Genomic DNA, 24,459 nt, shown 5'->3' with positions numbered 1-24,459 from the left:
TTATTCTCTAAATAAATTGCGTTTTTCGATGATTTCGGCAACTTCGTCAGGCACCATTGTTTTCCAACTTTCGTCGTTATTTTTCAATCGGTCTAATACATCTTGAGAGAAAATTTTCAAGTTTTTAAATTCGTAATTTTCAATGTCTATGATTTGTTTTTTGTTAACAAAATATTCGTAAAATGGTTGCATGTCTTGACAAGTCAATTTTAAATTTTTCGACGAAGTGATTTCTTCTGTTTTTTTGTCGATAATCGGATACAAATAGATTTTTAAATTGTCTTTAAACAAGCGTCCCAATCCTTCCAAAACCCCACCGCTCAAATCGTGGTAATGTCTTTCATTGAAAATTTCATACAACGAATTTACTCCAATCGTCAATGCCTTAAATTCTTGAGAATACTGCGAACAATAATCAATCACTTTGAAATATTCCTTGAAATTTGAAACCATCACCGTGTAGCCTAATGCACATAATAATTCGGCACGAGAAAGGAAATCGTTTTCATCCAAATCTCCTTGTTTCAAAAGATTGTACAATGTAATTTCAAAAATCACTTGAGTGTTTTCCTCTGAAAGATTATTTTCTTTCAAAAACAAATCCAAGGATTTTTTATACATATTAATGTTTACCGTTGTCACAGGACGGAAACTTCCCCTAAGAATCAATACATTTTTCTTGAAAAGCACATTGGCAGGAAGTACATTTTTTGCGTCAGGAGAAAACATTACCGCTTCGGTCATGTGGCTTTTTACCAAATACAAACTCATCAAACGGTTGTCAACTTTTTCAAAACACGGCCCACTAAAATTGATGGTATCTATCTCAATTTGGTCTGTGTCGAGGTGGTCGTACAATTGGTCGATGAGTTTCTTGGGAGAGTGATTGTAATAAAACGCACCGTAAATAAGGTTTACACCAAGTATCCCAAGAGTTTGCTGTTGTAGATTGGCATCGTTTTCTTTGAACTGTACATGTACAACGATTTCGTTGACTTTTTCCCCAGGACAAGTTTGAAACTTTACCCCAAGCCAACCATGACCTTTAAATTTTTTCGCAAAATCGATAGTCGCCACTGTATTGGCAAAGCTAAAATAGTAGCGTTCAGGGTTGATTGTAGGGTCGATGCGGTCGAGTAGGAGGTTAAATTCATAATCGAGCATTTTACGCAAACGCGTTTCGGTTACATAGCGACCATCAGCTTCGGTAGTATAAATAGCGTCGCTAAACTGCTTGTCGTAGGCAGACATGGTTTTTGCAATGGTACGCGAAGCCGCCCCAGCACGGAAAAAGTGTCGAGCCGTTTCTTGACCAGCACCAATTTCTGAAAACGAACCGTAAATATTTTTGTTTAAGTTGATTTTTAACGCTTTATCTCGGATTGAATGCTGATGTTTTAGCACTCTATCTCCAGGCAATATCAATTCAGTATCCATTGATGATTTTTTGTTGAATGTTCAATTTGTAAAATTACTATTATTTTTGAAAAAAACGTGTGAAAAAAAGGAGATATTTGATTTTTGCCTACCACAACTTTATAATTTATACTTTAATCTGAAAACAATTTTTATGAATAATTGTACTATTTTGTCAAATAATTCCCCTCACATTTTCAATAAATCCAACTTTTTTGTGTAAGTTTGTTTGCAAATATTTTAAAATCAAAAAAGTAATACCGTGATAATACATTTTTTAGGAACTGGAACTTCTCAAGGTGTACCTATTATTGGGGTTGATGATCCTGTATGTCAGAGTGATGACCCGAGGGACAATCGTTTGCGTACTTCTGTGTGGGTAGAGTGGGACGGTGTGGATATTGTTATCGATTGTGGTCCTGATTTTCGCTATCAAATGTTGAGAGCAAAAAATAGAAATATCGACGCCATCGTATTTACCCACGAACATAGCGACCATACAGCTGGTTTGGACGATATTCGTCCGTATTGTTTTGCGGAAGGAAAGATTATGCCTTTTTTTGCTCAACAAAGGGTGTTGGATAGCATTATCAAAAGGTTTGATTACTTTTTTTGTACTGTGGATAGATATCCAGGTGCTCCCAATGTATTGTTGAATCCGATTGAAGACTTTCAAAAATTTGATGTAAAAGGTAAAGAAATTCAATCTTTTCCTGTTACTCACGGAAAACTTCCTATTTTGGGCTATAAATTTGATAATTTTGCATACATAACCGATAGTACTTTCCTAAAAGATGAGGTGTATGAATTACTCAATGGAGTAGAGGTGTTGGTCATCAATTGTTTGCGAAAAGAACCACATCCTTCGCACAATCACTTAGAATTGGCATTGGAGCATATTAAAAAAATTGCTCCCAAAAAAGCCTATTTGACACATATTGGTTTTCAATTGGGCTTGCATGAAGAGGTACAAAAAGAATTGCCTGAACATGTGTTTTTGGCGTATGACGGATTAATTTTAGAAATTTAATAATTTTATGAAAAGAATTTACCTATATCTATTTGTTTTTTCACTGGCAATCAATGTGTTTTTGTATGTAAGTAGTACAAATATTATGAAAGAAAAAGAAAGTGAAATTGAGCGTTTGGAAAAGAAAATCGAACGACAAAATGATAGTATTATTCAATTGAAAAATCAACTTCTCGCTTATGAAAAATAATACTTTAGTTGTCATTTTTGGTTTGGCTTTTTCTTTTATTTCATGTAAAAAAGAAGTTTCGGTAGAGGATTATTTCAAACAAAAAGATTCGCTCCAATATTTTAAACAAGCTTATAAAGCGGCCAATTATTTTTCGATAGAAGACAACGAGAATGCTCGAGCAATGTTTACTGATACTCAGGTAGAAAATGCTATGGATAAAGTTCGTTTTGATTTGGCACAAGAAAGCAACAAATCCGATGGTTTTTTAAAAATTGGTCGTTCTGCCGATGAGCGAATTTTTATTAACAAAGCCGCTGTATTAAACAACAAATGGATAATTTTGGATTATTATGTGAAAGACGAAACTGGAAATCCTGTGGAAGTGGGGGAACTCTTATTAAATTATCAATACCATGCTGAACGTCCTACAGAATTTCACGTTTTATCTTCCAATGTCTATTAATTTTAGTTGAAAGATGAAAAAATTTTTTCAATTTTTATTTGCTATATTCTTATTGCTGAGTACCGATAGTATGGTGGCTCAGCAATATTTTTTGCATGTAAAAAGCGAAATTTCTTCAGAGCAAAGTACGATTACTCCTTTTCAAACTATTGACATTTTTCCTTCGATTGAAGACGCTAATAAATCCTACATTTCTATACAAAATCAGTTGATAAAAAAAGGGTATTTGCATTTAAAATCCCAAAAATTAGAACAAAAAAATGATACTTTGTTGGTGGGAACTATACATTTGGGGCAATGTTTTGAAAAGACAAAAATTTATATAGACAAAGTTGACCCATCAATAAAAAAAATAGCAAATTGGAAAGCTGATACTTTGATAATAGCAACTAATGATTTTGAGGGTTTTCTTACAAATACATTACAACAGTTTGATAAAGAAGGGTATCCAATGACGGAAATTTCCATCGAAAATCAAACGATTAACTTTCCGTATGTCGAAGTACAATTAAATGTAAAACAAGATGTTCAACGAAAAATTAATCAACTTTATACCACTCCCTATACCGAATTCCCCAAAAATGTAAAGAAATTTGTAGAAAGACGACATAAAAACAAATTGGTTTCTTCGTTGAGTATTCATCAGGTTGAACAAGATATTTTTCAACTTTCTTATGTCAAAAAAAATAGAGAATCCGAAGTCCTTTTTACAGAAAATACTACCGTTTTATATCTGTATAGCGAAAAGAAAAATGCCAATCAATTTGATGGTTTGATTGGTTTTGCAAATAGCGAAGAAAGTAAAAAACTCGTTTTTAATGGCTACATCAATATTCAATTGGCAAATACGTTGAATGCAGGTGAAACATTAAAATTGCATTGGAAAAACGATGGAAATCAGCAATCCTCTCTTCAAGTGGAAACAATTTTTCCTAATATTGCATCTACTGCTTTGGGGGTGAGTTCGCAAATTCATATTTTCAAACAAGATAGTTTGATGCAAAATACTCAGTTAGGACTGGAGGTACTTTATAGTTTATCGACTAAAAACTATGTAGGGTTGGGAATTCAGAGTCAAAAATCTACTACCTCAACTACTAATTCTTGGGTAACAGAAGATTATTCAAATTTATTTTATACACTTTCTCATTTTTCAAGTCAAAATTCAGATTTAGAATTATTTCCTGTGCAGTTTTCTTCTTCTTTTAAATTGGGTTATGGAAAACGAACTAATGAGATTTCTCCTACAGTAAGTCAATGGTTTGTGAAATGGAAAATAGAAAAACTTTGGCAATTGCATCCCAAACATTTTATACATCAATCGGTAGAAACATTTATTTTGCAAACGAAACAACCATTGTACAACGAAATGTATCGTTTTGGAGGACAAAATTCACTAAGGGGATTTGCTCAAAATAGTATGTATGCCCAAAAAATAGTGGGTAGTTATCAAGAAATCAGGCAATTGTTGAGTAGTACGATGTATTCTTTTTTGATATTAGATGGAGCCGTATTCAACTATGATGACACTTGGAAAGGAGCCTTTTCGACAGGATTGGGAATAGGTTTGGAAACCAACGGAGGAATATTTGATTTGTCCTATGCTATAGGAAAACGTCCAGAAGAAAAATTTTCCTTTCAAAATGCCATTTTTCACATAGGCTATAAAGCGAGATTTTAGTAAAATATTTGACCTGTTCATTTAATGAAAATAGAAAACAAATTTTTATCTTTGACAAAAAAATTTACAAATGAAACAAGAAGTAAAACCATATAAAGATTCTCAATTGGGTAAAAAAACTCAGGTAAAACAAATGTTTGACAATATTTCAGACAATTATGACTACCTCAATCGTATGATGACCTTTGGAACTGACATCGGTTGGAGAAAAAATGTGGTGAAACTTGTTGGCGAAATTCAACCTAAAAAAGTATTGGATATTGCCACAGGGACTGGAGATTTGGCTATCATGTTGGCAGAAACTCAAGCAGAAAAAATTGTAGGTTTAGATTTGTCAGAAGGAATGCTTGCAGTAGGAAGAAAAAAGGTCGAAGAGCTAAAATTGAGTCATAAAATAGAAATGATTCAAGGAGATTCTGAAAATTTACCTTTTGAAAATGATACGTTTGATGCCATTACGGTAGCATTTGGAGTGAGAAATTTTGAAAATTTAGAAAAAGGATTAGGAGAAATCTTACGAGTTTTGAAACCTGGAGGAATATTTGTGATTTTAGAATCTTCTGTTCCAACAAAATTTCCGTTTAAACAAGGTTATAATCTTTATACAAAATCAATTGTTCCTCTCATGGGAAAATTGTTTTCTAAAGATCAAGAAGCTTATGAATACTTGTCTGAATCGATGAAAAAATTTCCATTTGGAGAAAAATTAAACGCTATTTTGAGAAATGTAGGTTTTAACAATGTACAACATTTACCTCAAACAATGGGAGTAGCAACGATATATATATCAAAAAAATAACTATGAAAAAAACTATATGGACACTCATTTTGACGGTTGGTGTTTTTTGCTCGATGCAAGCACAAAATATGTTTGGTAAAAATCCTTACAAAAATCTTCAAGATTGGGATGAACAACAAATGCATTATGGATATTTCTTAGGGTTTAATCGCTATGATTTCAAATACGAATATCCACAATCTTTTTATGACAAATACGGAAGCAATCAAATTCAAGTAGAAGGCGACACAGGATTTAATGTTGGATTGGTGGGAAATCTTCGCATAATGGAATATTTAGATTTGAGATTCGAACCAGGTTTGTATTATGCAAAACGAACTATAACCTATCCTCATATCAACAATCCTATTCATAAGGTAAAGCATTTGTCGAGCACCTATATTCACATGCCTTTGTTGTTGAAGGTTTCTACTATGCGTACAGGGAATATTCGTCCGTATTTGGTAGGAGGATTTTCTGAAAGTTTGAATTTGAGTGCAAGACAAAATTCAAAAGAAGACAATTACACAGGAACATTTCGAATGAAAAAATGGACATCAAACTACGAATTGGGATTTGGTGTGGATTTGTATTTTTCAACATTTAAATTTTCTCCTTCTATCCGAGGAGTATTTGGAATGCAAGACGAAATGATTCGCGATGGTAATATCAATTCTATTTTTACAGGAAATGTGGATGCATTGAGAACCAGAGCGGTATTTATAAACTTTACTTTTCACTAAAATACATATACTATGAGCTTTTCCTACAGATATTGAAATTGCACAAAGTGCAGACATACAACCAATAAAAAATATTGCTGAGAAAATCGGCATCAACTCAGATGATTTGGAACAATATGGTAAATACAAAGCTAAAATTCCATTGAACTACATCGACGAGGAAAAAATCAAAAAATCAAAATTAATATTGGTTACAGCTATCAATCCAACACCTGCTGGAGAAGGGAAAACAACCGTTTCGGTGGGATTGTGCGACGGATTGAACAAAATCGGTAAAAAAGCCATCGCTGTACTTCGTGAACCTTCACTTGGACCTGTTTTCGGAATCAAAGGAGGAGCTGCTGGTGGTGGATATGCTCAAGTGATTCCGATGGTGGATATCAACTTGCATTTTACAGGCGATTTTGCAGCAGTTGAAAAAGCTAACAATTTGCTTTCTGCATTGATTGACAACAATCTACAAAATAAAAAACACAGCCTAAACATTGACCCAAAAACCATTGTGTGGAAACGCGTAATGGATATGAACGATCGTGCGTTGCGTAATATCATCATCGGTATTGGCGACAAAAACGGAACGACTCGCGAAGACGGATTCAATATTACACCTGCATCGGAAGTAATGGCGATTTTGTGTTTGAGCAAAGATTTCAATGACTTGAAAGAGCGATTAGGAAATATTTTCGTTGGTTATACTTATGACAAAAAGCCAGTCTATACTCGTGATTTGAAAGCCGAAAACGCAATGGCTATATTGTTGAGAGATGCGATAAAGCCCAATTTAGTTCAGACTTTGGAAGGCAACGCAGCGATTTTGCACGGAGGACCATTTGCTAATATTGCTCAAGGAACCAACACGATTATCGCTACTAAAATGGGATTGTCGTTAGGAGATTATGTCGTAACCGAAGCAGGATTTGGAGGTGATTTGGGAGCAGAAAAATTCATCGACATCAAGTGTCGTTACGGAAATTTACAGCCCGATGCTTATGTGATTGTGGCTACGGTGAGAGCCTTGCGTTATCACGGAGGAGCAAAAAAAGATGAATACGGAAGTCCAAATTTAGAATATTTGAAAAAAGGTTTTGGTAATTTGCAAAAACACATCGAAAATGCAGGAAATTACAACTTACAACCCATAGTTGCCATCAATCATTTTGCAACAGATTCGGAAGAAGAAATCCAATACATCAAAGATGAATGTGCAAAATTGGGAGTAAAAGCCATTTTGGCAGACGAATTTACAATGGGAGGAGAAGGAATGAAAGAATTGGCGGCTGAAGTAGTAGCAAGTACCGAATCACAAAGAGATGATTTTCAATTTTTATATCCGTTGGAAATGAGTATTGAGGAAAAAATTGAAACCATTGCCAAGAAAGTTTACGGAGCAACAAGTGTAAATTACGCACAAAAAGCCAAATCCGACTTGAAAATCATCAAAGAATTGGGATTTGATTCCTTGCCAATTTGTATGGCAAAAACTCAAAAATCATTGAGTGATGACGAAAAGAAAATTGGAAGACCAACCGATTTTGAAGTTACCGTAAGAGAATTTGAGTTTGCTTCAGGAGCTGGATTTATCATTCCAATTTTAGGAGATATGATGCGTATGCCAGGGCTACCAGCAGTACCAGCTGCCGAAGGAATGCACATTGACGAAAACGGAAATATCACAGGTTTGAGTTAGGAAAAATATTTGAATTAAATAGATTTCAAAAAATTAGAATCATAACAAATAATACGTACCTTTGTAGTACAAATTATCAGAATAAAAATGAAACAATTTATAGGAACAGGAGTAGCATTGATTACTCCATTCACAGCTGACAAACAAGTAGATGTGGCAGCTTTGAAACGAATTGTAAACTATAATATAGAAGGTGGTGTAGAATATTTGGTAGTGTTGGGGACAACTGCCGAAACAGCTACACTAACCAAAGAAGAGCAAGACTTGGTAAAACAAACCATCATAGAAGCCAACAGCAATCGTGTACCTTTGGTTTTGGGAGTTGGTGGTAATAATACAGCCAATGTTTTAGCTGCTTTAAACGAGGAAAACTTAAAAGGATTTTCAGCGATATTGTCAGTATCTCCTTATTACAACAAACCAACTCAAGAAGGTATTTACCAACATTTTAAAGCCATTGCCGAAAAATCTCCATTGCCTGTAATTTTGTACAATGTACCTGGGCGAACTTCAAGTAATGTTGCTCCGTCAACTGTGGTGCGTTTGGCAAGCGAGTTTTCAAATATCATTGGAATCAAAGAAGCGGCAGGAGATATCGTACAAGCGATGGAATTGATTCGTAAAGCACCTAAAGATTTCTTGGTGATTTCAGGAGATGATATCATCACTTTACCGATGGTTTTGGCAGGTGGTGCAGGAGTAATTTCTGTGATTGGTGAGGCGTATCCAAAACAATTTTCAGAAATGGTTCGTTTGGGATTGCAACGCAAAGTAGACGAGGCTTTTGAAATCCACTACGCTTTGACCGATGCTATCAATATGATATTCGAACAAGGAAATCCTGCAGGTGTGAAAGAATTGTTCCAACATTTGGGATTGTGCGAAAATCATTTGCGTTTACCATTGGTTCCTGTAAATGAAGAATTATCTAATAGACTTAAAAATTTTGTAAATCAATCTAAATTATAATAAGTATGTTATCTGAAAAATTGCAAGCTGCATTAAATGAGCAAGTAAAAATCGAAGGAGATTCGTCTCAAATATATTTAGCTATGGCTTCTTGGGCTGAAAACCAAGGATTTGAAGGAATTGCTACTTTTATGTATGCACAATCAGACGAGGAGCGTATGCACATGTTGAAATTGATAAAATATATCAACCAACGTGGTGGAGAGGCTTTGATTCCTCAAGTAGAGCGACCAACATTAGACCATTCATCTTTCAAAACTTTGTTTAAACAATTGTTTGAACATGAAGTATTTGTATCTCAAAGTATCAACAATTTGGTAGATATTTCTTTACAAGAAAGAGATTATGCAACGCACAATTTCTTGCAATGGTATGTAGCAGAGCAAATCGAAGAAGAAGCAACAGCTCGTGCAATTTTAGACAAAATCAACTTGATTGGAGATGATAAAGGTGGATTGTACTTGTTTGACAATGACATCAAAAACTTTCCACAACAGCAACCAGATCAAACGATTTAATCCTATCAAATAAATTTAATAAAAGGCTATTCATATTTTTTTGAATAGCCTTTTCTGTTTCTTATATTTTTCATTCTAAAAATTATATCTTTGTAGATTATAAAATATTTTTCAATAGTGCAAAAGAAAATCATATTTCAAGTCAGCCCAACCAAGGTTTCGTATGCTGTTTGTCAGTTGTTTTCTGGCGAGGTTTTACATTTCAAATCTGTTGAAATCGACCCATTGAAACCCGTTGAATCCGAATTAGACTTACTATTTGACAAAGATGAACTCCTCAATGCCTCTTTTGATGAGGTGGAAGTACTGCACAACAATCACTTGCAGACGATTGTTCCCAATGAATTTTTTAGCGAAGATCGTTTAGGAGATTTTTTACAATACACGATCAAAGTGTATCCAACCGATTATTTTTCTTCGGACGAACTTTCAAATATTCAAGCTCATAATGTATATGTGCCTTTTGTGGTTTTTAACAATTATTTATTGGAAAAATTCGGAGCCTTTACCTATCAACATATTTACACCCCATTGATCGAATATACTCAAAAAGAATCTCTTACAGATGATTTGAAATTTTGGGTATATAAATCAGAAAATCAATCAGCGATTATTGTTTTTAAAGAAGGTAAATTGTTGTTTTTCAATGCGTACGAAATCCTTTCAAAAGAAGATTTGTTGTACTATATTTTGTTTGTTGCCGAACAATTATACATTTCATTTGAAGAACAAACTTTAATTCTTTTAGGGGATTTTGAAAATGAAAACGACTATATTTTACTATTGAAAAAATACATTAATCAAATACAAATCATTGAAACACAATTGCTGGCAAAGAAAATTCAACTTTCAGCTGAGCAATTGCATCAACATTTTATGCTGGCATTATGAGAATAATTTCTGGAAAATATAAGGGAAGACGCATTGTAGCACCTAAAAATCTTCCCGTGAGACCCACTACCGATTTGAGCAAAGAATCATTGTTTAATATACTCAATCATCATTTCAATTTTTCTCAATTGAGGATATTGGATTTGTTTGCAGGAACAGGGAATATCAGTTATGAATTTTGTTCTCGAGGAGCAGAATCTGTTGTAGCAGTAGATGCTGATTACGGTTGTGTCAATTTTATAAAGCAAACGGCAAGATCGTTTGAAATGGATATTACACCTGTAAAATCTGATGTTTACAAATTTTTAGAAAAACATAAAAGTTCGTATGATGTTGTTTTTGCCGACCCACCGTATGATTTTTCACAAAAGCAATTTGAAAAAATCGTTCAATTGGTTTTTGAAAACGAATTGTTGGAAGAAACAGGTATGATAGTTATCGAACATTCAGCACAAACAAACCTCGAACACCTTGAACATTTTAGAGAAAAAAGAAAATACGGTTCGTCTATTTTCTCATTCTTTGAATTGGAATGGGAGGATGAGGAAGGTGAAGGAGAGGAGTGATGTAAAAAATACAAAATGATTTTTTGTTTCTCTGTTGAAACGCTGCTCAAAATAGCATATCAATTCAATTGTCGCATTGGTATCCCACAATAGTAATTATTACACATTTTATTCCTCCTCGTATATAAAATTTCATTATAGATAATATAATAAATTTCTATCTTTGTCGATGTTTTAAAGTAAATCAATGAAAAAACTCATTTATACTACAGTAATATTTTTAGGATTGATAGCAAATGCTCAATTACCTAATTATGAACAAAACTTTGAAAAAGAAAGTTTGCGTTTAGATTTTTTTCTTTCAGGAACTCATCAATCCGAGCAAGTGATTTTACATCAAATGAAAAAAGAACCATTTTATGCGGCGGCTTCTTCTCATCAATTGATTTATCCTGCTTTTGGAAATTATCGTATTGAAATCAAAGATGCTACAACAGAAGAATTGCTTTTTTCTAAAGGATTTAATCCACTTTTTGAAGAATGGCAACATACTGCCGAAGCTAAAAAAATAACTCGTACATTTGAAAATACATTGCAATTGCCTTTTCCTAAAAAAGATATTGTCATAGAAATTTCAAAACGAGCTAAAAAAGGACAATTTGAAAAAATTTATTCACAAGAAATTTCGCCAAATAACTACAATATTCTCAAAGAATCGATAGTAAAGTATCCTGTACAACAAATTGCAGGAAATCTTCCAAGCGAAAAAGCCATTGATTTGGCAATCATAGCCGAAGGATATACAGCCGACGAAATGGATAAATTTGTTTCAGATGCTCGTCGTATGATGGATTATACTTTTACAATTCCTCCGTTTGATCAATATAAAAATCAATTCAATGTATATGCGATTCTTTCGCCGTCGATAGATTCGGGAACCGATATTCCTGGAGAAGGAATTTATAAAAATACTGCTGTTGATTCTCGATTTTATACATTCGACGAACCACGATATTTGACGGTACCATCGATTTATAAAATAGCGGATATTGCGGCAAATGTACCCTATGACCATGTATATGTTTTGGTAAATACGCCTCGATATGGAGGTGGCGGATTTTATAATGTATTAAATATCGCTACTTCAGATCACGCCTTGTCAGACAAGGTTTTTGTACACGAATTCGGACATGGATTTGCAGGTTTGGCAGACGAATATTATACGAGTTCGGTACCTGCGGAAGAGATGATTTACAGTTTGGACATCGAACCTTGGGAACCTAATATTACCACTTTGATAAACTTTGATGCAAAATGGAAATCTAAGGTAAAAAAAGGAACGCCAATTCCCACACCACGAACAAAAAAATACAAAGATGAGGTAGGTGTTTTTGAAGGAGGAGGATACTCAGACAAAGGTATTTACAGTCCTGTACAAGATTGTCGAATGAAATCAAACGAACCCAAAGGATTTTGTCCTGTTTGCAGTTCAGCAATTCAAGGAATTATAGAGTTTTATACGAAATAATTGAAAATATCACAAAAATATTATACATTTGTAGGGTTTTAACAAAATATAGAATATGGTAAAAGATTTATTCGAAAGAATTCATGTAAATAAAGGACCACTAGGAAAATGGGCATCACAAGCAGAGGGATATTTTGTATTCCCAAAATTGGAAGGAAAATTAGGGCCAAGAATGAAATTTCAAGGAAAAGAAGTTTTGAACTGGTCTATCAATGATTACTTGGGATTGGCTACACATCCAGAGGTAATGAAAACAGATGCAGAAGCAGCAGCTGAATTTGGTGCAGCATATCCAATGGGAGCTCGTATGATGTCTGGTCACACAGATTGGCATGAGAAATTGCAAGAAGAATTGGCGACGTTTGTAAATAAAGAAGCAGCATATTTGTTGAACTTTGGGTACCAAGGAATGGTGTCAACAATCGATGCGTTGGTAACAAAAAACGACGTGATTGTATATGATGTAGATTCTCATGCGTGTATCATCGACGGAGTTCGCTTGCACATGGGTAAACGCTTTACATACAAGCACAACGATATCGAGTCTTTGGAAAAAAACTTGCAAAGAGCAACTAAGATGGCAGAAGAGCAAAACGGAGGAATCTTAGTAATCACAGAAGGAGTATTTGGAATGAGAGGTCAACAAGGAAAATTGAAAGAAATTGTTGCTTTGAAAGAAAAATACAATTTCCGTTTGTTGGTTGACGATGCACATGGTTTTGGTACATTGGGAAAAACAGGAGCAGGAGCAGGAGAAGAGCAAGGATGCCAAGACGGAATCGATGTGTATTTCTCTACATTTGCAAAATCGATGGCATCTATTGGTGCATTTATTGCAGGAGATAAAGACATTATCGAATATTTGAAATACAACTTGCGTTCTCAAATGTTTGCAAAAGCACTGCCGATGATTTTGGTAAAAGGAGTTTTGAAACGATTGGAATTGTTGAGAAACAACCCAGGATTGAAAGACAAATTGTGGGAAAATGTAAATCGTTTGCAAGGAGGATTGAAAGAAAGAGGGTTCAACATTGGAGATACCAATACTTGTGTAACGCCTGTATATTTGGAAGGATCGATTCCAGAAGCAATGATTATGGTAAATGATTTGAGAGAAAATTACGGAATTTTCTTGTCAATTGTAGTTTATCCAGTAATTCCAAAAGGAATCATTTTGTTGAGAGTGATCCCAACAGCGTCTCATTCATTTGAAGATATCGACCAAACATTAAACGCTTTCGAAGCAATTCGAAGCAAATTAGTTGATGGTACATACAAAAAAATAGCTGAAGAAAATTTAGTAGATATGGAAAAAAATTCTTAAATGTATTTATATTATGAAGAAAATGTTTTTATCAATTGTATTGATTGCCTCTACGACAATGAATGCACAACAAAAAAGTTTTATTAACAATGTGTCAATTGAAACAGCTTATGGGTACAATATAGTAATGTCTCCAGAAGTTGGAGCAGTAAAAGCATCTGATTTTAGTAGTTTTGGTACATTTCAATTGGGTGGGCATTATCAAATTGACAAACAATGGGGAGTAAGAGCTTATTTTGCAAGTACTTCAGTAAAACACAATAAATTTTCTGATGTAGATTCTAAAGTTCATAAATTGGTAGCAGAGGCTACATATAAAATTTTGAAAAACAATAATCCTTTTCAATTGACAGCTCGTGCCGGTTTAGGAGTAGGGGTGTTACCAAATACAAAAAATAAATTCAGTGATAGAGTAGGAATTGTTACATTAGGTATTACTCCGTCATATAAAATTGATAAACAGTTTTCAGTTTTTTTGGATTTAACACAAGTTTTTCAAATTTCACAACATCTAACGTATGATCGAGCATATATTGGTGGAATAAAAACGGGAATGATGTTAATTCCATCAATAGGAGTTTCATATAAGTTGAAATAACAAATTTTATTGAAAAAAGAGGCGGTAAAACCGTCTCTTTTTGCGTATATTTGTGAAATGTTTTTAGAAAATTACGATGACAAAAATTTCCAAAATATGTTGTATCGGTGCGGGCTATGTAGGTGGACCTACTATGGCTGTATTAGCGTTGAAAAATACTGATATTCAGTTTACTATTGTTGATGTAAATCAACAGCGAATCGATCAATGGAATAGTGAAGATTTGGATAATTTACCAGTATATGAACCCGGTTTGGCAGAAATACTCACTCAAACGAGAAATAAAAATTTGTTTTTTTCTACAGAAATTGATCAAGCGATAAAAGAAGCTCAAATTATTTTTATCTCGGTAAATACTCCCACCAAATCGTACGGAATCGGAAAGGGATATGCTGCTGATTTAAAATATATTGAAGCTTGCACAAGAAAAATTGCCGAAGTAGCTACTGATGATAAAATCATTGTTGAAAAATCAACTTTACCTGTGCGTACTGCTTCAACGATTAAGGAAATTTTACATTATAAAGAATCTTCTTGCCAATTTCAGATTTTGTCAAATCCTGAGTTTTTGGCAGAAGGAACTGCGATTACTGATTTACTAAATCCAGATCGCGTGTTGATTGGAGGAGATATTCACACAGCCGAAGGTCGAGCAGCAATTCAATCTTTGAGTGAAATCTATGAAAAATGGGTGCCAAAAGACAAAATCATTTCCACCAATATTTGGTCTTCGGAATTGTCAAAATTGGTAGCAAATGCGTTTTTGGCACAAAGAATTTCGTCTATCAATTCTATTTCAGCACTTTGTGAAGCAACTGAAGCAGATGTGGAAGAGGTTGCTTTTGCTATTGGAAAAGATCAAAGAATAGGTGAAAAGTTTCTGAAATCATCTGTAGGCTTTGGCGGTTCTTGCTTTCAAAAAGATATTCTCAATTTAGTTTATATCGCTCGTAGTTACAATTTACACGAAGTAGCCGATTATTGGGAACAAGTGATTTTGTTGAATGATTATCAGAAAGTTCGATTTTTTCAAAATATCATGAAACAAATGCACGGAACGGTTTCTGAGAAGAAAATTGTGCTATTGGGTTGGGCATTTAAAAAGAATACAAATGATACTCGTGAATCAGCTGCGATTGATATAGCCAAATTGTTGATCGAAGAACAAGCTCAATTACATATTTTTGACCCAAAAGTCAACGAAAAACAAATAGTGCAAGATTTGATGATGAAAACCAATTTTTTGCAAGAAGAAATTTTAGGTAAAATAAAAGTTTATACATCAATTAATCAGTTGTTTGACGATGCTCATGCTGTTGTGATATTAACAGAATGGGACGAATTTGTTTCGTATGATTGGAAGTCGATTTATCAACAAATGGAGCAGCCATCTTTCGTTTTTGATGGAAGGAATTTGTTGAAAAACAATGATTTAAATTCAATTGGATTTAGATATTTTGGAATAGGGAGGTGAGGATTCTTTCAGATTTTTCCTCTAAATAGAGGAGCCTAAAAGTATCGGGGTAATATAGATTTTTTTGTGTTTATATAAACATTAATCATCTACAATTTACACACAATGGTTTATCTTTTCTCTTAAAGCGAAGTGTCTCTGTTTCTCAGGGGTAAATATAAATTATGTGTCTATGTGGTAAAAAACTTATTGTTTTTCAATATATTGCTGTATAACCTTAAAATATAAAATAATTTGGAAATTGTAAATATAAACCAGTTAGATTTTAGAAAAAACTATTCGTGTGCAGATTATCTGTTATGGAAATTCGAAGAGTGATTGGAATTGATAAAGGGAAAAATTTTTAAAATGTCTCCTTCTCCAAGTAGAAAACATCAAGGAGTTTTTAGGAATATTTTTGGGTGTTTTTTCAATCGTTTCGTGCGAACAGTTACAATCTTTATTCAGCTCCATTTGATGTTCGCATACCGAGAAAAGGAAAAAATGATGAATAAATTTTTACGGTAGTTCAACCAGATATTTGTATCATTTGTGATAAATCAAAATTGGACGACAAGGGATGTATTGGTCCTCCAGATTTGGTTGTTGAAATTATTTCTCCTGGAAATTCTAAAAAGGAGATGAAAAATAAATTTGAACTATACGAAGAATCTAGTGTAAAAGAATATTGGATTGTTGATTCACTCAATGAAACGATTTTTATTTACCAATTGGTAGATGGAAAATACATCGGTTTAAAACCAGTAACCGATGGATTTGTAGATTCACTTTTATTTCCAGATTTGAAATTACATACAGACACTATTTTTGTTGAAGATTAAATAAAATTATACATGAAAAAAACAATTCTAATCACAGGCGGTGCCGGATTTATCGGTTCGCATGTTGTAAGAAGATTTGTAACAAATTATCCTAATTATCACATTGTCAATGTAGATGCTTTGACTTATGCAGGAAATTTGGAAAATATAAAAGACATTGAAAACAAGGAAAATTATTCGTTTGAAAAAGTTGATATTACAGATTTATCTGCTGTTCAAACCTTGTTTGATAAATATAAACCAGAGGGAATCATTCACTTAGCTGCAGAATCTCATGTGGATCGTTCGATTAGCAATCCATTGGAATTTGTAATGACCAATGTAATCGGTACGGTAAATTTGTTAAACGCAGCCAAAACCATCTGGAACGGAAATTATGAAGGGAAAAGATTTCATCATATTTCCACCGACGAAGTTTACGGAGCTTTGGGCGATACAGGATTTTTTACAGAAACGACCAAGTACGACCCACATTCGCCGTATTCGGCATCAAAAGCATCGTCTGATCACTTTGTAAGAGCCTATGGAGATACCTATGGAATGCCTGTAGTTATAACCAATTGTTCAAACAATTATGGACCTAATCACTTTCCTGAAAAATTGATTCCGTTGTGTATTCACAATATTATCAACAATAAGCCGTTACCAATTTATGGTGATGGAAAATACACGAGAGATTGGTTGTTTGTAGTAGATCATGCACGAGCAATAGATGATGTTTATCACAAAGCAGCCAATCATGCTACCTATAATATAGGTGGATTTAACGAATGGCAAAATATTGATTTGGTAAAAGAATTGTGCAAACAAATGGACGAAAAATTGGGTAGAGCAGAGGGAACATCGGCACAATTGATTACCTTTGTAAAAGACCGCCCAGGACACGATTTGCGTTATGCCATCGATGCAACCAAAATCAAAGAAGAATTAGGTTGGGAACCAAGTGTTACATTCGAACAAGGATTGGCAATCACCATCGATTGGTATTTAAACAATCAAGAATGGTTGGATAATGTAACCAATGGAGATTATCAAAAATATTACGAAAAACAATATTCGCTTGTTTGAAACAAATCGCATTTCGCCCATTTGAAATAATCGCAATTTGCCCGAAAACCGTAGGGGCGAATGATAATTCGTCCAACTTTTGGTTAAAATATAAAAATATATGAGTACAAAAACATTATTAAATTCAAAAGAGGTTTCTATCATTTTACATCGATTGGCGTGTCAGTTGATAGACAAACACATTGATTTTTCCAATACGGTGTTGATAGGAATACAACCCAGAGGGATTTATTTAGCCCAAAGGATAAAAGATTTGTTGGAAAAAGAATACAAAATAGAAAACATTCCATTGGGATTTTTGGATATTACCTTTTTTAGAGACGATTTTCGTCGTTCGGAAAAGACATTAGAAGCCAACAAAACTCAAATTGACTTTTTGGTAGAGGATAAAAAAGTGATTTTTATTGACGATGTACTATACACAGGTAGAAGTATTCGCTCGGCATTGACTGCCATTCAATCGTTTGGACGCCCAAAAGAAATAGAATTGATGGTGTTGATAGACCGTCGTTTTAGTCGTCATTTACCGATTCAACCCGACTATCGCGGACGCCAAGTAGATGCGTTCAACGATGAAAAAGTCATCGTACAATGGGCAGGAATTGAAGGAGCAACAGAAGATCAAGTACAATTGATAATCAAATAATTATAAAATTTAATTCGATGAAAGAATTAAGCGTAAATCATTTATTAGGAATAAAATACATCAATAAAAACGATATTGACCTCATTTTTGAAACGGCAGATCATTTCAAAGAAGTCATCAATCGTCCGATAAAAAAAGTTCCATCGTTGAGAGATATTACCATTGCGAATATCTTTTTTGAAAATAGTACCCGTACAAAATTGTCGTTTGAATTGGCTCAAAAACGACTTTCGGCAGATGTGATTAGTTTTTCAGCAGCACAATCTTCAGTAAAAAAAGGGGAAACGCTGATTGATACGGTAAACAACATTTTGTCTATGAAAGTAGATATGGTGGTGATGCGTCATAGCAATCCGGGGGCTGCTTACTTTTTGTCGCAAAATGTAAATGCAAGTATCGTAAACGCTGGAGATGGAGCTCATGAACACCCAACTCAAGCTTTGTTGGATAGTTTTACCATTCGTGAAAAATTGGGCGAAGTAGCAGGAAAAAAAGTAGTGATTGTAGGAGATATATTACATTCGCGTGTGGCACTTTCCAATATTTTTGCTTTGCAAATGCAAGGAGCAGAAGTGATGGTTTGTGGACCAAAAACATTGATTCCAAAATATATTACAGAATTGGGCGTAAAATACGAACCAAACTTGCGTAAAGCATTGGAATGGTGTGATGTAGCCAATATGTTACGTGTTCAAAACGAACGATTGGATGTTAATTATTTTCCGTCAACTCGCGAATATTCACAACAATATGGAGTGGACAAAACCTTGCTTGATTCGTTAAACAAAGAAATCATAGTAATGCACCCTGGACCAATCAATCGCGGAGTAGAGATTACTTCGGATGTAGCAGATTCTCAACAATCGGTAATTTTGGAGCAGGTAGAAAATGGAGTAGCTGTGCGTATGGCAGTTATCTATTTATTGGCATCAAAAATCAAATAATTTGCAATGGAATTAAGAGAAGAACAAGGTGTTTTGATTTTTGAAAAACAAGCGGATTCATTTTCAGAATTTATTTCAAAAGTAAACAATCAATCGATTGCATTAGATAAAAATGTAGTTTTGGTTGTGAATGAATCTATTGATGAAAATAATGTTTCAGTATTTGAATCATTTGCTTCAAAAATCAAACAAAACAACCAATCAATCGTCATCGTGGCACCAACAACTATAGGCGAAGAAGAACAATCCATTGCTATTGTACCAACAGTACAAGAAGCTTTGGATTTTATTCAAATGGAAGAAATTGAAAGGGATTTAGGATTTTAAGTCCCTTTTGTCATAAATTCTAGTATCAAATGAAGTTACACATATTAGGTTGTTTTTCAGCTACGCCTCGTGGTTTTGGTCGTACGACTTCACAGGTTTTGGAAATCAACAATGAAATGGTATTGATAGATTGCGGCGAAGGTTCACAAGTAGCATTGAGAAAGCATAAGATAAAATTTGCTCGTATCAATCACATTTTTATTTCGCATTTGCATGGTGATCACTTTTTTGGGTTGATAGGGTTGATTTCTACATTTACCTTGCTCAATCGTGTGAATGATTTGCATATATATGGGCCAAAAGGAATAAAAGAAATCATTTTATTACAGTTAAAATTGTCTAAAACATATACCAGTTATAATCTCTTTTTCCACGAATTGGAATCAGAGGAAAGCGAAATTATTTTAGAAAACGACAAAATCACAGTTCGTACGATTCCTTTGATTCATCGAGTTTATACTAACGGGTATTTGTTTACAGAAAAACCAGGAAAACGAAAACTCAATCTCACTGCTTGTGATAAATATAAAGTTGACACTTGTTATTTCAACAAAATCAAAGAAGGCGGAGATTTTGTAACAGAACAAGGCGAAGTGATTCACAATAGCGAACTGACTTTTGATGCAGACCCTGCAAAATCGTATGCCTTTTGTTCGGATACAGTTTATACAGAAACCATTGTGCCTATTATCAAAAACGCTACGGTTTTGTATCACGAAAGTACTTTTTTAGAAGAAGATGCAGATCGTTGTGAACATACCAAACATAGTACCGCGAAACAAGCAGCAAAAATCGCACAAATGGCAGAGGTAAATCATTTGATTTTAGGACATTATTCCACTCGTTATCACGATTTGAGTTTGTTTAAAACCGAAGCACAAGAAATTTTTGAACCTACCGAATTAGCTGAAGACGGTAAAGTTTTTAAGTTTTAGAATACACACCTACGGTGTTAGAGATAGCCGCTAATTATACGAATTTCCATTAATTATTTTTTAATTAATGGAAATTAACCTTAATGTAGTATAACGTTGTCTCGAATTGTGACTAAAGAAATAAAGTGTTACGTAAATCAAAAAATATCAGCATATAAAATTTTATTTCGTGTTATTGTTGATAAAGTTTTGAGTGTGTAATAATTAATTTGTGTAATTCGTGGCTAAAAAAAACACCTTAGGTGTAAAAAAAGAAAATATTTCGTGGCTAAAGTATAGAAGCAAAACAAAAAATGGAAGATTTATCACATTATAGAAAGACCTACGACAAACATCGACTGTTAGAATCAGAAATCGATGAAAACCCAATGATGCAATTTCGCAAGTGGTTTTGTGAGGTAGATGAAAACAATTGGGCAGACGAAACCAACGCTGTTTCTGTATCGACCATCGGATTGGACGGATTTCCCAAAACGCGTGTGGTATTGTTGAAAAGCTACAACGAAGAAGGATTTGTATTTTATACCAATTATCAATCAGAAAAGGGGAGAGCCTTGTTGGAAAATCCACAAGTTTGTTTGTCATTTTTTTGGGCAAAAGCCGAGCGACAAGTAATTATCAAAGGAGTCGCAGAGAAAGTATCCGAAAATCAATCGGATAATTATTTTCAAAGTCGTCCAAAAGGAAGTCAGCTGGGAGCAGTGGTTTCACCACAGAGTGAGGTAATTCCGTCGTATGATTTTTTAGAAAATCGATTGGAAATATTGGAAAAACAATATGAAAACCAAACAGAAATACCAAGACCAAAGCATTGGGGAGGAATTTTGGTGCGACCAGTAAGTATCGAATTTTGGCAAGGGAGACCCAACCGTTTGCACGACCGTATTCGATATACATTGGAAGAAATGGATTGGAAAATCGAACGAATGGCACCGTAATATATTTTACTTGTGTATATTTGTAAAAATAAATTGAATAAGAAATGAGTTTAATCAGCTATTTTAAAAGTAAATCATTTATATTTTCAATAGTTACCGCATTGATAATTCTGGTTTTGTTGATTTTTGGGACTTTGAAATTTTTGAATGTTTATACACGACATGGTGAAGAAATAGAAATTCCAAATTTAGCGAAAATGAGTACCGAAGAGGCAGAAATTCGCTTAGATGACATCGGTTTAGAAATCGTTGTAATTGATACTGTTGATTTTACAACCAAAGTTCCACCTTTGACCATTGCTTGGCAAGAACCAACTGCTGGTGCTTTTGTAAAAGAGGGAAGAAAGGTATATGTAAAAATCAATGCGAAAAATTACGCATCGATACGATTGCCAAAATTGGAAAATCGTTCGTTGCGTCATGCCTTGGCTACATTGGAAATGGTAGGTTTACAACAAGGTGAGTTGATTTACGAACCAGACTTTGCTAAAGATGTGATTTTGCGTATAGAGCAAGATGGACGCATCTTGAGAGAAGGCGATAAGGTATTGAAAAACTCTAAAATCAATTTGGTTTTGGGAGATGGTTCTTTGGGATACACTCCTCAAAAACAAGACACTATCAGCGAAATCATCGAAGCTGTAGCACCAACTATAGACTCTATTTTTTAAAACACTATGATAACTCCAGCATTTACTGAAGAAGATTTACACGAACATTTTCGTTTTGAGGCAGGTAAAGGTCAAGCTCCTTTGCGTGTAGATAAATTTTTGATGAATCTCATCGAAAATGCCACTCGTAATAGAATCCAAAAAGCTGCCGAAAATGGCAATATCTTCGTCAATGGCGAACCTGTAAAATCCAATCACAAAGTAAAGGCAAATGATGTGGTGCAGGTGTTGATGGAACAACCTCCTTTTGAGCATATTATTATTCCAGAAGATATTCCGTTAGATATTGTGTATGAAGACGATGACTTGCTTGTGGTAAACAAACAAGCAGGATTGGTTGTGCATCCTGGTCACGGAAATTACACTGGTACTTTGGTTAATGCCTTAGCTTTTCACTTTGATCAATTGCCGTTGAATAGCTCAGAAAGACCTGGTTTGGTGCATCGTATCGACAAAGATACAACAGGACTTTTGGTGATTGCCAAAACCGAATTTGTCATGAACGAATTGCAAAAACAATTTGCCGAAAAATCTACCGAAAGAGAGTATATCGCCTTGGTTTGGGGCAATGTGGAAGAGGACAAAGGTACTATCGAAAGCTTCATTGGCAGACATCGTGTAGATCGAATGCAAATGGCAAGTTTTCCAGATGATAGCAATGGAGCTAAACACGCAGTTACTCATTATCAAGTAATTGAGCGTTTGGGTTATGTAACTTTGATTTCTTGTAAATTGGAAACGGGTCGTACACACCAAATCCGTGTACACATGAAATCGGTAGGACATACTTTGTTTAACGACGAACGCTACGGAGGTGATAAAATTTTGAAAGGAACTACTTTTACAAAATACAAACAATTTGTAGAAAATACCATGAAAGTATTGCCGAGACAGGCACTTCATGCACGAACTTTAGGTTTTTATCATCCTGTGAAAAAGGAATTTATGCGATTTGAAACGCCGATTCCGCAGGATATGGTACAGGCTATCGAAAAATGGCGAACTTACTCAGAATTTGGTAAACATCAAGAAGAAGAATAATCCTTATGAAACGAACGCAAAAGATATTTGCTGTTTCTTCTATGGATATTTTTTGGAAACAGTTGATTTACTGGTCAAAACAATTTCAAGAAGTGGTCTTTTTGGATTCCAATGACCATAATTTGAAGTATCATTCTGTGACAAAAATTTTGGCTTGTGATGCGATGACTTCTATTCAAACAGACGATTTCGAACAGTTTGAAGAGTTTGTTTCACATCTGAAAGATTGGTGTTTTGGCTTTGTTTCGTATGATGCCCAAATTTCTACCGAACAATTTCCTAATGAAAAAACAGATGTATTACAATTTCCTGATATTGCTTTTTTTCAACCCAAACGATTGATTGAAATTTTGGATAATCAACAGGTGAAATTTTCTTATTTGGCTTGTTGTGATGACGAAATTGACAATGATTTTCAAAACATTCAATTGGTTGAAATTACTGATTTTTCGCATGATAAAATTTCTTTACAAGCAAAAGTTTCACAAGAAGAATACATTAAAAATTTCAACAAAGCTAAACAATATATTCATCGAGGAGATTCGTATGAATTGAATTATTGTATCGAGTTTTTTGCTGAAAATGCGATTATTCACCCTGAATATTTCTTTTGTAAATTGAACGAAAAAGCCAAAAGTTCGTTTGCATCTTTTGTAAAATGGCGAGATAAATTTGCCTTGTGTGCATCGCCCGAACGCTATGTGAAAAAAATTGGAACTAAAGTGATTTCTCAACCTATCAAAGGAACAGCAAAAAGAGGAAAAACCGAAGAAGAGGATAAAAACAATATCAAATATTTGCAAACCAACCCCAAAGAACAATCTGAAAATCTGATGATTGTAGATTTGGTTCGCAATGATTTATCGAAAATAGCCGAAAAAGATACGGTAAAAGTCGAGGAATTATGTGGCATTTATTCATTTCCGACGGTGCATCAGATGATTTCGACGGTTGTGTGTGAAATTCCTCAACAGGCAACCCTACTCGATGTATTTCAAGCCTCGTTTCCGATGGGGAGTATGACGGGAGCACCAAAACAACGCACCATGGAAATCATCGCCGAATTGGAAGCTCACAAACGCGGATTGTATAGTGGTACGATTGGCTATATTTCACCCAATGGAGATGCTGATTTCAATGTGGTAATTCGCTCGTTATTGTACAATCAATCAAATAAATACGTATCGTTGAGTGTGGGAAGTGCTGTAACTTTTGTAGCCAATGCACATGACGAATACACCGAATGTTTACTCAAAGCTCAGTCGATAAGAGAGTTGTTGGAAAACTAAA

25 protein-coding genes and 1 pseudogene are annotated in these 24,459 nt (G+C 34.3%); 25 read left to right on the top strand and 1 reads right to left on the bottom strand.

Annotated elements, in window-relative coordinates:
- Nucleotides 1-1,437, bottom strand: a complete 1,437-nt coding sequence (locus AB4865_RS10035; protein ID WP_372473133.1) for a TonB-dependent receptor — start codon at nucleotides 1,435-1,437, stop codon at nucleotides 1-3.
- Between the two features lie 241 nt (nucleotides 1,438-1,678).
- Between AB4865_RS10035 and AB4865_RS10030 the strand changes: the two genes are divergently transcribed.
- The 25 genes and pseudogenes from AB4865_RS10030 (at nucleotide 1,679) to AB4865_RS09910 (ending at nucleotide 24,458) form a co-directional block, all read left to right on the top strand.
- Entirely contained in the window at nucleotides 1,679-2,446 is a 768-nt protein-coding gene (locus tag AB4865_RS10030; RefSeq protein WP_372473131.1) for an MBL fold metallo-hydrolase, read from the top strand.
- Nucleotides 2,447-2,453: 7 nt separating this feature from the next.
- Nucleotides 2,454-2,636 carry a hypothetical protein gene (locus AB4865_RS10025; RefSeq protein ID WP_372473129.1) on the top strand — a complete coding sequence of 61 codons (183 nt, stop codon included), beginning with the start codon at nucleotides 2,454-2,456 and terminating at the stop codon, nucleotides 2,634-2,636.
- Complete coding sequence (locus AB4865_RS10020; RefSeq protein WP_372473127.1) at nucleotides 2,626-3,081, top strand: hypothetical protein; 456 nt, start codon at nucleotides 2,626-2,628, stop codon at nucleotides 3,079-3,081. Before AB4865_RS10025 ends, AB4865_RS10020 begins: the two co-directional genes overlap by 11 nt.
- 13 nt (nucleotides 3,082-3,094) lie before the next feature.
- Nucleotides 3,095-4,762, top strand: a complete 1,668-nt coding sequence (locus AB4865_RS10015; protein WP_372473125.1) for a hypothetical protein — start codon at nucleotides 3,095-3,097, stop codon at nucleotides 4,760-4,762.
- Between the two features lie 70 nt (nucleotides 4,763-4,832).
- The gene (ubiE, locus tag AB4865_RS10010; protein WP_372473123.1) at nucleotides 4,833-5,561 is read left to right on the top strand and encodes a bifunctional demethylmenaquinone methyltransferase/2-methoxy-6-polyprenyl-1,4-benzoquinol methylase UbiE; all 729 of its coding nucleotides are present in this window, start codon (nucleotides 4,833-4,835) and stop codon (nucleotides 5,559-5,561) included.
- Between the two features lie 2 nt (nucleotides 5,562-5,563).
- Nucleotides 5,564-6,283: a porin family protein gene (locus AB4865_RS10005; protein ID WP_372473122.1), complete on the top strand. Its 720-nt coding sequence runs from the start codon at nucleotides 5,564-5,566 to the stop codon at nucleotides 6,281-6,283.
- A 31-nt stretch (nucleotides 6,284-6,314) separates the two neighbouring features.
- Entirely contained in the window at nucleotides 6,315-7,970 is a 1,656-nt protein-coding gene (locus AB4865_RS10000; RefSeq protein ID WP_372474907.1) for a formate--tetrahydrofolate ligase, read from the top strand.
- Between the two features lie 87 nt (nucleotides 7,971-8,057).
- Nucleotides 8,058-8,939, top strand: coding sequence for a 4-hydroxy-tetrahydrodipicolinate synthase (dapA, locus tag AB4865_RS09995; protein ID WP_372473120.1), 882 nt, complete (start codon nucleotides 8,058-8,060; stop codon nucleotides 8,937-8,939).
- Nucleotides 8,940-8,944: 5 nt separating this feature from the next.
- Nucleotides 8,945-9,457, top strand: coding sequence for a ferritin (locus tag AB4865_RS09990; RefSeq protein ID WP_372473118.1), 513 nt, complete (start codon nucleotides 8,945-8,947; stop codon nucleotides 9,455-9,457).
- A 117-nt stretch (nucleotides 9,458-9,574) separates the two neighbouring features.
- Nucleotides 9,575-10,348 carry a DUF3822 family protein gene (locus AB4865_RS09985; protein WP_372473117.1) on the top strand — a complete coding sequence of 258 codons (774 nt, stop codon included), beginning with the start codon at nucleotides 9,575-9,577 and terminating at the stop codon, nucleotides 10,346-10,348.
- Nucleotides 10,345-10,914 (top strand): 16S rRNA (guanine(966)-N(2))-methyltransferase RsmD, encoded by a 570-nt coding sequence (gene rsmD / locus AB4865_RS09980; RefSeq protein ID WP_372473115.1) that lies wholly within the window; start codon nucleotides 10,345-10,347, stop codon nucleotides 10,912-10,914. The genes AB4865_RS09985 and rsmD overlap by 4 nt, the downstream gene beginning before the upstream one ends.
- A gap of 187 nt (nucleotides 10,915-11,101) precedes the next feature.
- The gene (locus AB4865_RS09975; protein ID WP_372473114.1) at nucleotides 11,102-12,382 is read left to right on the top strand and encodes a M64 family metallopeptidase; all 1,281 of its coding nucleotides are present in this window, start codon (nucleotides 11,102-11,104) and stop codon (nucleotides 12,380-12,382) included.
- Between the two features lie 55 nt (nucleotides 12,383-12,437).
- Nucleotides 12,438-13,706 (top strand): aminotransferase class I/II-fold pyridoxal phosphate-dependent enzyme, encoded by a 1,269-nt coding sequence (locus tag AB4865_RS09970; protein ID WP_372473113.1) that lies wholly within the window; start codon nucleotides 12,438-12,440, stop codon nucleotides 13,704-13,706.
- A 22-nt stretch (nucleotides 13,707-13,728) separates the two neighbouring features.
- Nucleotides 13,729-14,304 carry an outer membrane beta-barrel protein gene (locus AB4865_RS09965; protein ID WP_372473112.1) on the top strand — a complete coding sequence of 192 codons (576 nt, stop codon included), beginning with the start codon at nucleotides 13,729-13,731 and terminating at the stop codon, nucleotides 14,302-14,304.
- A gap of 76 nt (nucleotides 14,305-14,380) precedes the next feature.
- Entirely contained in the window at nucleotides 14,381-15,778 is a 1,398-nt protein-coding gene (locus tag AB4865_RS09960; protein ID WP_372473110.1) for a nucleotide sugar dehydrogenase, read from the top strand.
- A gap of 234 nt (nucleotides 15,779-16,012) precedes the next feature.
- A pseudogene (locus AB4865_RS09955) lies at nucleotides 16,013-16,599 on the top strand (Uma2 family endonuclease).
- A gap of 12 nt (nucleotides 16,600-16,611) precedes the next feature.
- The gene (rfbB, locus tag AB4865_RS09950) at nucleotides 16,612-17,667 is read left to right on the top strand and encodes a dTDP-glucose 4,6-dehydratase (RefSeq protein WP_372473109.1); all 1,056 of its coding nucleotides are present in this window, start codon (nucleotides 16,612-16,614) and stop codon (nucleotides 17,665-17,667) included.
- A 100-nt stretch (nucleotides 17,668-17,767) separates the two neighbouring features.
- Nucleotides 17,768-18,313, top strand: a complete 546-nt coding sequence (gene pyrR, locus AB4865_RS09945) for a bifunctional pyr operon transcriptional regulator/uracil phosphoribosyltransferase PyrR (RefSeq protein WP_372473108.1) — start codon at nucleotides 17,768-17,770, stop codon at nucleotides 18,311-18,313.
- Nucleotides 18,314-18,330: 17 nt separating this feature from the next.
- Nucleotides 18,331-19,257, top strand: a complete 927-nt coding sequence (locus AB4865_RS09940; protein ID WP_372473107.1) for an aspartate carbamoyltransferase catalytic subunit — start codon at nucleotides 18,331-18,333, stop codon at nucleotides 19,255-19,257.
- A gap of 6 nt (nucleotides 19,258-19,263) precedes the next feature.
- A complete protein-coding gene (locus tag AB4865_RS09935) occupies nucleotides 19,264-19,584 on the top strand; it encodes a hypothetical protein (RefSeq protein WP_372473105.1) in 321 nt (106 codons plus the stop codon).
- Between the two features lie 29 nt (nucleotides 19,585-19,613).
- Nucleotides 19,614-20,519 (top strand): ribonuclease Z, encoded by a 906-nt coding sequence (locus AB4865_RS09930; RefSeq protein WP_372473104.1) that lies wholly within the window; start codon nucleotides 19,614-19,616, stop codon nucleotides 20,517-20,519.
- 293 nt (nucleotides 20,520-20,812) lie between these two features.
- Nucleotides 20,813-21,457: a pyridoxamine 5'-phosphate oxidase gene (gene pdxH / locus AB4865_RS09925; RefSeq protein WP_372473103.1), complete on the top strand. Its 645-nt coding sequence runs from the start codon at nucleotides 20,813-20,815 to the stop codon at nucleotides 21,455-21,457.
- A 44-nt stretch (nucleotides 21,458-21,501) separates the two neighbouring features.
- A complete protein-coding gene (locus AB4865_RS09920; protein ID WP_372473102.1) occupies nucleotides 21,502-22,128 on the top strand; it encodes a PASTA domain-containing protein in 627 nt (208 codons plus the stop codon).
- Nucleotides 22,129-22,134: 6 nt separating this feature from the next.
- Entirely contained in the window at nucleotides 22,135-23,169 is a 1,035-nt protein-coding gene (locus AB4865_RS09915) for an RluA family pseudouridine synthase (RefSeq protein ID WP_372473101.1), read from the top strand.
- A 5-nt stretch (nucleotides 23,170-23,174) separates the two neighbouring features.
- Complete coding sequence (locus tag AB4865_RS09910; protein WP_372473100.1) at nucleotides 23,175-24,458, top strand: anthranilate synthase component I family protein; 1,284 nt, start codon at nucleotides 23,175-23,177, stop codon at nucleotides 24,456-24,458.
- The last annotated feature ends 1 nt before the right edge of the window (nucleotide 24,459 follow it).

The sequence above is a fragment of the Capnocytophaga sp. ARDL2 genome, assembly GCF_041530365.1.
In the GTDB taxonomy this organism is placed as follows: Bacteria; Bacteroidota; Bacteroidia; order Flavobacteriales; family Flavobacteriaceae; genus Flavobacterium.
The sequence above is the reverse complement of the archived record's forward strand: the minus strand, read 5'-3'. Positions and strand labels throughout refer to the sequence as shown.